This window comes from Nocardia mexicana NBRC 108244 (genome assembly GCF_001613165.1).
GTDB classification, from domain to species: Bacteria; Actinomycetota; Actinomycetes; order Mycobacteriales; family Mycobacteriaceae; genus Nocardia; species Nocardia mexicana.
Genome location: NZ_BDBV01000003.1, coordinates 159,639 through 165,847 on the forward strand (window position 1 = coordinate 159,639; position 6,209 = coordinate 165,847).

At 70.5% G+C, this 6,209-nt stretch carries 5 protein-coding genes; 4 read left to right on the top strand and 1 reads right to left on the bottom strand.

Translation table 11 applies throughout. The annotated features are described in order from the left end of the window. The first annotated feature begins 53 nt into the window (after positions 1-53). The 4 genes from NM1_RS02460 to NM1_RS02475 all read left to right on the top strand — a co-directional run bounded on the left by NM1_RS02460 (position 54) and on the right by NM1_RS02475 (position 4,791). Positions 54-2,348, top strand: a complete 2,295-nt coding sequence (locus tag NM1_RS02460; protein ID WP_068013335.1) for a carbon starvation CstA family protein — start codon at positions 54-56, stop codon at positions 2,346-2,348. Beyond that, positions 2,345-2,644 carry a YbdD/YjiX family protein gene (locus tag NM1_RS44485; RefSeq protein WP_068013338.1) on the top strand — a complete coding sequence of 100 codons (300 nt, stop codon included), beginning with the start codon at positions 2,345-2,347 and terminating at the stop codon, positions 2,642-2,644. The genes NM1_RS02460 and NM1_RS44485 overlap by 4 nt, the downstream gene beginning before the upstream one ends. Positions 2,645-2,779: 135 nt before the next feature. After that, positions 2,780-4,285: an AlkA N-terminal domain-containing protein gene (locus NM1_RS02470; RefSeq protein WP_068013340.1), complete on the top strand. Its 1,506-nt coding sequence runs from the start codon at positions 2,780-2,782 to the stop codon at positions 4,283-4,285. Beyond that, positions 4,282-4,791 (top strand): methylated-DNA--[protein]-cysteine S-methyltransferase, encoded by a 510-nt coding sequence (locus NM1_RS02475; RefSeq protein ID WP_068013343.1) that lies wholly within the window; start codon positions 4,282-4,284, stop codon positions 4,789-4,791. Before NM1_RS02470 ends, NM1_RS02475 begins: the two co-directional genes overlap by 4 nt. Before the next feature lie 18 nt (positions 4,792-4,809). Here NM1_RS02475 and NM1_RS02480 read toward each other — a convergent pair. Beyond that, a partial coding sequence (locus tag NM1_RS02480) for an SbcC/MukB-like Walker B domain-containing protein (RefSeq protein ID WP_303756715.1) occupies positions 4,810-6,209 on the bottom strand: 1,400 nt, incomplete at its 5' end.

Sequence of the window (6,209 nt, forward strand, 5' to 3'; positions counted from 1 at the left end):
TACGTTGTGTCCGTTTCCGCATGACCCCAGTGAACAGCACGGGAGTAGCTCGCATGGCGACCATCGAATACCTCCGAACAGACCCCGACCTACCTCCCGTGGGAGTCGTGGATCGTTCTCGGATCAGCCCCGCGAAGAAGGGCATCTTCCTCGCGATCGCCATTCTCGGCGCGGCCGCCTGGGCCGTCCTCGGCATCGCGCGCGGCGAGAACGTCAACGCGGTGTGGATCGTGCTGGCCGCCGTCTGTACCTATGTCCTCGCCTATCAGCTCTACGCGCGGGTGATCGAATGGAAGATCACCAAACCGGACGACCGGGTCGCCACCCCCGCCGAGGAGATGGAGAACGGCAAGGACTACATGCCGATGGACCGGCGGGTCCTGTTCGGCCACCACTTCGCCGCCATCGCCGGAGCCGGTCCGCTGGTCGGGCCCGTGCTCGCCGCGCAGATGGGCTACCTGCCGGGCACGCTGTGGATCGTGTTCGGCGTGGTGCTGGCCGGTGCCGTGCAGGACTACCTGGTGCTGTGGGCGTCGACGAAGCGCCGCGGCCGCAGCCTCGGGCAGATGGCCCGCGACGAGCTGGGCGTGGTCGGCGGTATCGCCGCGCTGGCCGCCGTACTGGTGATCATGGTGATCCTGTTGGCGGTGCTGGGCATCGTCGTGGTCAACGCGCTGGCCGCCACCAAGGGCGCGGACGGGCAGCTGCACGGCGGCAGCCCGTGGGGCGTGTTCTCCATTTCGATGACCATCCCGATCGCCGTGCTGATGGGCCTGTACCTGCGTTATGTGCGCCCGGGCAAGGTCGGCGAGATCTCGCTGATGGGCTTCGCGCTGCTGATGCTCGCCATCATCTCGGGTCGCTGGGTCTCCGAATCCGGTTGGGGCCGCGACCTGTTCACCCTGTCGGGCACCACCATCGCCTGGATGCTGATCATCTACGGCTTCATCGCCTCGGTGCTGCCGGTGTGGCTGCTGCTGGCGCCGCGCGACTATCTGTCGACGTTCATGAAGGTCGGCACCATCGTGCTGCTCGCGGTGGGCGTGGTGGTCACCATGCCGGTGCTGAAGGCGCCCGCGGTGTCGCAGTTCGCCTCCAACAGCAGCGGCCCGTCGTTCGCGGGCAGCCTGTTCCCGTTCCTGTTCATCACGATCGCCTGCGGCGCGCTGTCGGGATTCCACGCCCTGGTGTCCTCGGGCACCACGCCGAAGCTGCTGGAGAAGCAGTCGCAGGCGCGCATGATCGGCTACGGCGGCATGCTGATGGAGTCGTTCGTCGCGGTGATGGCGATGATCGCCGCCAGCATCCTCGACCAGCACCTGTACTTCGCCATGAACGCGGGCGCGGGCGTCACCGGAGGTACCGCCGACAAGGCCGCGACCTACACCAACAGCCTCGGGCTGAGCGGCCCGCCCATCACCGGGGGCGAGCTGACGCAGATCGCGAAGGACGTCGGCGAGGAGAACGTCGTCTCGCGCACCGGCGGCGCGCCGACGCTGGCGATGGGCATGACGGAAGTGATGCACAACTTCATCGGCGGCACCGCGCTCAAATCGTTCTGGTACCACTTCGCGATCATGTTCGAGGCGCTGTTCATCCTCACCACGATCGACGCCGGTACCCGCGTGGCCCGGTTCATGCTGTCGGACACCCTGGGCAACTTCGGCGGTCCGGCCGCCAAGTTCAAGAATCCGTCGTGGTGGCCGGGCGTGTTCATCTGCTCGTTCATCGTGGTCGCCGCGTGGGGATCGGTGCTGCTGATGGGCGTCACCGACCCGCTGGGCGGCATCTACACGCTGTATCCGCTGTTCGGCATCGCCAACCAGCTGCTGGCCGCGGTCGCGCTGACCGTCGTGCTCGTCATCGTGGTGAAGAAGGGCCTGTTCAAGTGGGCCTGGATTCCCGCGGTGCCGCTGATCTTCGATCTCGTCGTCACCATGACGGCGTCGTGGCAGAAGATCTTCTCCGGCGACAAGAACATCGGATACTGGACGCAGCACGCCAACTACAGCAATGCGCGGGACGCGGGCAAGATCCTGGCACCGGCGAAGACCATGGCCGATATGGACAAGGTGGTGCGCAACACCTTCATCCAGGGCACGCTGTCGATCATCTTCGCGGTGCTGGTGCTGATCGTGGCGATCGTGGGCCTGATCGTCTGCATCCGGGCGTTCCGCAAGGGCGGCGGCCCGACCACCGAATCGCCGGAGGTGCCGTCGAAGATCTTCGGGCCCTCGGGCTTCATCGCCTCGAAACCCGAGAAGGAGGTGCAGCGGGAATGGGACGAACTGGCGAAGGCGGGCAAGGTCCGGGTTCCCGGCGCCGCGCACGCGATGTCGACAGAGTGACCGAGCGCAGCGAGGGCACCATAGACACAGCGACGACGGTCACGGCGGAGCCGAGCGCCAGCGAGGCGCAGCCGGGGACGGCGCCCGTCGCGCGGGGCGGTCCGGTGCGGACCGTCCTGCGCGGCGCGCGCGCCGTGGTCTCCTACATGAACGCCGTGCTGGGCGGGCAGGACTATGCGCGCTACGTCGAGCATCTGCGCCGCAACCATCCCGACCGGCCGATCCCCTCGGAGCGGGACTACTGGCGCGAGCGGCACGACGAGGCCGCCCGCAACCCGGCCAATCGATGCTGCTGAGCAGGTCCGAGCCCAAGGAATGGAATACAGCTTCCAGCTGGCAACATTCTTGATAGCAAACAGGCATCGCATTGCAACGCACGCACTCGGGGGAAGCTGACTGATTTCCGCTAGCGCGGATCGACTCGGACTGACATGGTGGACAGCGTGAGTGCGAACGGTCTGGACTTCGAGCGCTGTTACCGTGCTGTGGCGACCCGCGATGCCCGTTTCGACGGTCAGTTCTTCACCGCGGTGCGGACGACCGGAATCTACTGCCGCCCATCGTGTCCCGCTATCACTCCGAAGCGCGCGAATGTCACGTTCCTGCCCACCGCCGCGGCCGCGCAGCAGTCGGGCTTCCGGGCCTGCCGCCGCTGTCTACCCGATGCCGCGCCCGGCTCGCCGCTGTGGAACACCCGCGCCGACCTCGCCGCGCGCGCGATGCGGTTGATCGCCGACGGGGTGATCGAACGCGGCGGGGTACCGGCGCTGGCGGGGTCGCTCGGCTACTCGCAGCGCCAGCTGACCAGGGTGCTCACCGCGGAACTCGGCGCGGGGCCGCTGGCGCTGGCCCGCGCCCATCGCGCCCACACCGCCCGGCTGCTGATCCAGACCACGCGAATGCCGATGTCCGACATCGCGTTCGCGGCCGGTTTCGCCAGCATCCGGCAGTTCAACGACACCGTGCGCGAGGTGTTCGCGGTCAGCCCGACCACCCTGCGCGAGGAGGCGCGGCGGCTGCGCGGCGACACCCTGCCCGCCACCAACGGCATGCTCACGCTGCGGCTGCCGTATCGCGAGCCGCTCGACAAGTCCTGGCTGGAATGGTTCCTGTCCTCGCATGCGGTGCCCGGGCTGGAGCTCTGGGAGGACGGCACCTACACCCGCGCCCTGCGCACCCCGCACGGGCACGCGACAGTACGGCTGAGCGTCCACACGGGGCACGTGCGCGCGGGCCTGGCGCTGCACGACATGCGCGATCTGGCACCGACGGTGGCGCGGCTCCGGCATCTGCTCGACCTCGACGCCGACCCGATCGGCATCGACGAGGCGCTCGACGCCGGCTTCCGGGGCGGCCCCGCGGCGGTCACACCCGGCATCCGGGTGCCCGGCTGCCTGGACGGGCCGGAGCTGTTGCTGCGCACCATGATCGGGCAGCAGATCTCGGTATCGGCGGCCGTCACCCACACCGCGCGCCTGGTCGATGCGCTCGGCGAGAACGTCAACGGCCCGGTGCCGCGGCTGTTCCCGACCGCGGAGGCCATCGCCGACCGCGGCGCCGAGGTACTGACCGGCCCGGCCCGGCGGACCGCCTCCATCCTGTCGGCCGCCCGCGCGCTCGCGTCCGGCGAGCTGTCGCTGCACGCGGGACGCACGGCGGGCGACGTGCGGCGAGATCTGCTGGCGCTGGACGGAGTCGGGCCGTGGACCGCCGACTACGTCGCCATGCGGCTGCTCGCCGATCCGGACATCCTGCTGCACACCGATCTGGTGGTGCGGCAGGGAGCGTCCCTGTTCGGGATCGACCTGACCGACACCGCGCGCTGGGCGCCGTGGCGGTCCTACCTGTCCATGCATCTGTGGAAGCGCGCGCTGACCGAGCGCACGGTCCCCGCGATCTCCACCAACGGCGCTGTGAAAGTGGGTGTACGGCAGTGAGTTCCGCCGACTACGCGACTGTCTCGACCCCCATCGGCCCGTTCACGACGCTCGTGGACCACGAGGGCGCCGTACTCGCCGCCGGGTGGACCACCGACGCCGACGGGCTCCGGGAGCTGGTGCATCCGCGGCTGCGACCGGCCGAGCTGCGGCGGCGCGAATCCCTCGGCGCGGTCACCCGGGCGGTCGAGAAGTACCACGCCGGTGACGTTCTCGCGATCGACGACATCGCCGTGCGGCAGGTCTCGGGCCCGTTCCTCGTGCACGCCTGGGAGGTGCTGCGCAAGATTCCGGCCGGAGACCCGGTGACCTACACGGCCTTCGCGGGCCTGTCCGGCCGCCCGGAGGCGGTGCGTGCCGCCGCCAACGCCTGCGCCCGCAATGCCGCCGCCCTCTTCGTGCCCTGCCATCGCGTACTACGCACCGACGGCACGCTGGGCGGCTTCCGCTGGGGCCTCCCGGTCAAACGCTGGCTCCTCGACCACGAGGCCGCCCCGGCGCGATAACACCGCTTCCCGCGGGGCTCAGACGATGGTTTGCAGGCGGGAGCCGGTGGGTTCGCGGAGGACGTGCAGGCGGCTCGGGATGCGCTGGCGCATCTCGTCGACGTGGCTGACGATGCCGACGACCCGCCCGCCGGAACGCAATTCGTCGAGCACCCCCATGACGGCGTCGAGGGTGTCGGCGTCGAGGCTGCCGAAGCCCTCGTCGATGAACAGGGTGTCCAGCACCAGGCCGCCGGATTCCGCGGCCACCACATCGGCCAGGCCCAGTGCCAGAGCCAGTGAGGCCATGAAGGTTTCGCCGCCGGACAGGGTCTTCGCGGGGCGGACGGCGCCGGTGTAGTCGTCGCGGATGTCGAGCCCCAGCCCACCGCGCCGACCGCGGGGACCGGCCACATCGGAGTGCACGAATTCGTAACGGCCACCGGACATCCGGCCCAGCCGCACGGAACCGGCCACCGCGACCTCCTCCAGGCGGGCCGCCAGCACGTAGGAGCGCAGCGACATCCGGCGATTGTTCTCGCCGCGCCCGGCCACCACCTCGGCCAGACCCGCCAGCTCGTCGTGGGCCTGCTGCGCCGGGGCGATGCGGTCCACCGCGGCCCACAGCTGCCCGCCCAGTTCCTCCAGCTGCGCCACGCGGCGGGACGCCTCGGCATGCGCCGCCACCGCGGCGTCCAGTCGGGTACGCGCCTGCGCCACCTGGGTTTCCAGCGCCTCGAGATCGCCCGGCTCGGCACCGGCCGCGGCCTGAATCTCCGGTTCGGCCAGCACCGCCTCCGCGTGTGCCCGGGCCCGGTCGGCGGCCACCAGCTCCGCCTCGATATCGGCCTGCCGCTGCGCGGTGCGGGTCGCGGCGTCCACTACCTTCGCGTATGCCGCGAGGACGGCGTAGTCGGGCTCGGCATCGCCGACGACATCCACCTCCGTGGCCAATGCGGCGGCGCGCGCGAGCTGTTCGACCCGCCGCGCCTGCGTGCCGACCTGATCACGGGCCGTATCGGCCTCCGCCCGGGCGGTGCGCAGCTCGGCGGCGTCGCGGACGAGTGCCTCGAGGCGGGCGCGGCGGCGCTCCACCGTGCCGTCGCCGCCGGCCGCCTCGCGCAGCCGTTCGGTCAGCTCGGCCAGTCGCCGGTCGGCGGCCAGCATGCGCTCCTGCACTGCGCTGCACCGGCTTTCGAGGTCGCGCAGTTCGTCCTGCAGCCGGGTCTCGTCGGTGCGGAGGCGAGCCAGTTCGACGGTGAGGTCGTCGTGCCGGACGGCCGCGCGGCCCGCGGCCTCGTGCCGTTCGGTGGCGGCGTTCAGGGCGGCGGCCAGTTCCGCCCGGTCGCCGTCGCCGCCGCGTTCGATCAGCACCTCGATCTGGCGTTCCAGCTCCGTGCAGCGGGCCAGCGCCCGGTCGCGAACGGCCTCGGCGGCGC

Bases quoted from the DNA above. Each gene is read 5' to 3' on its own strand.
- NM1_RS02470 (WP_068013340.1), top strand. From the start codon at position 2,780: ATGGTGGACAGCGTGAGTGCGAACGGTCTGGACTTCGAGCGCTGTTAC.
- NM1_RS02460 (WP_068013335.1), top strand. From the start codon at position 54: ATGGCGACCATCGAATACCTCCGAACAGACCCCGACCTACCTCCCGTG.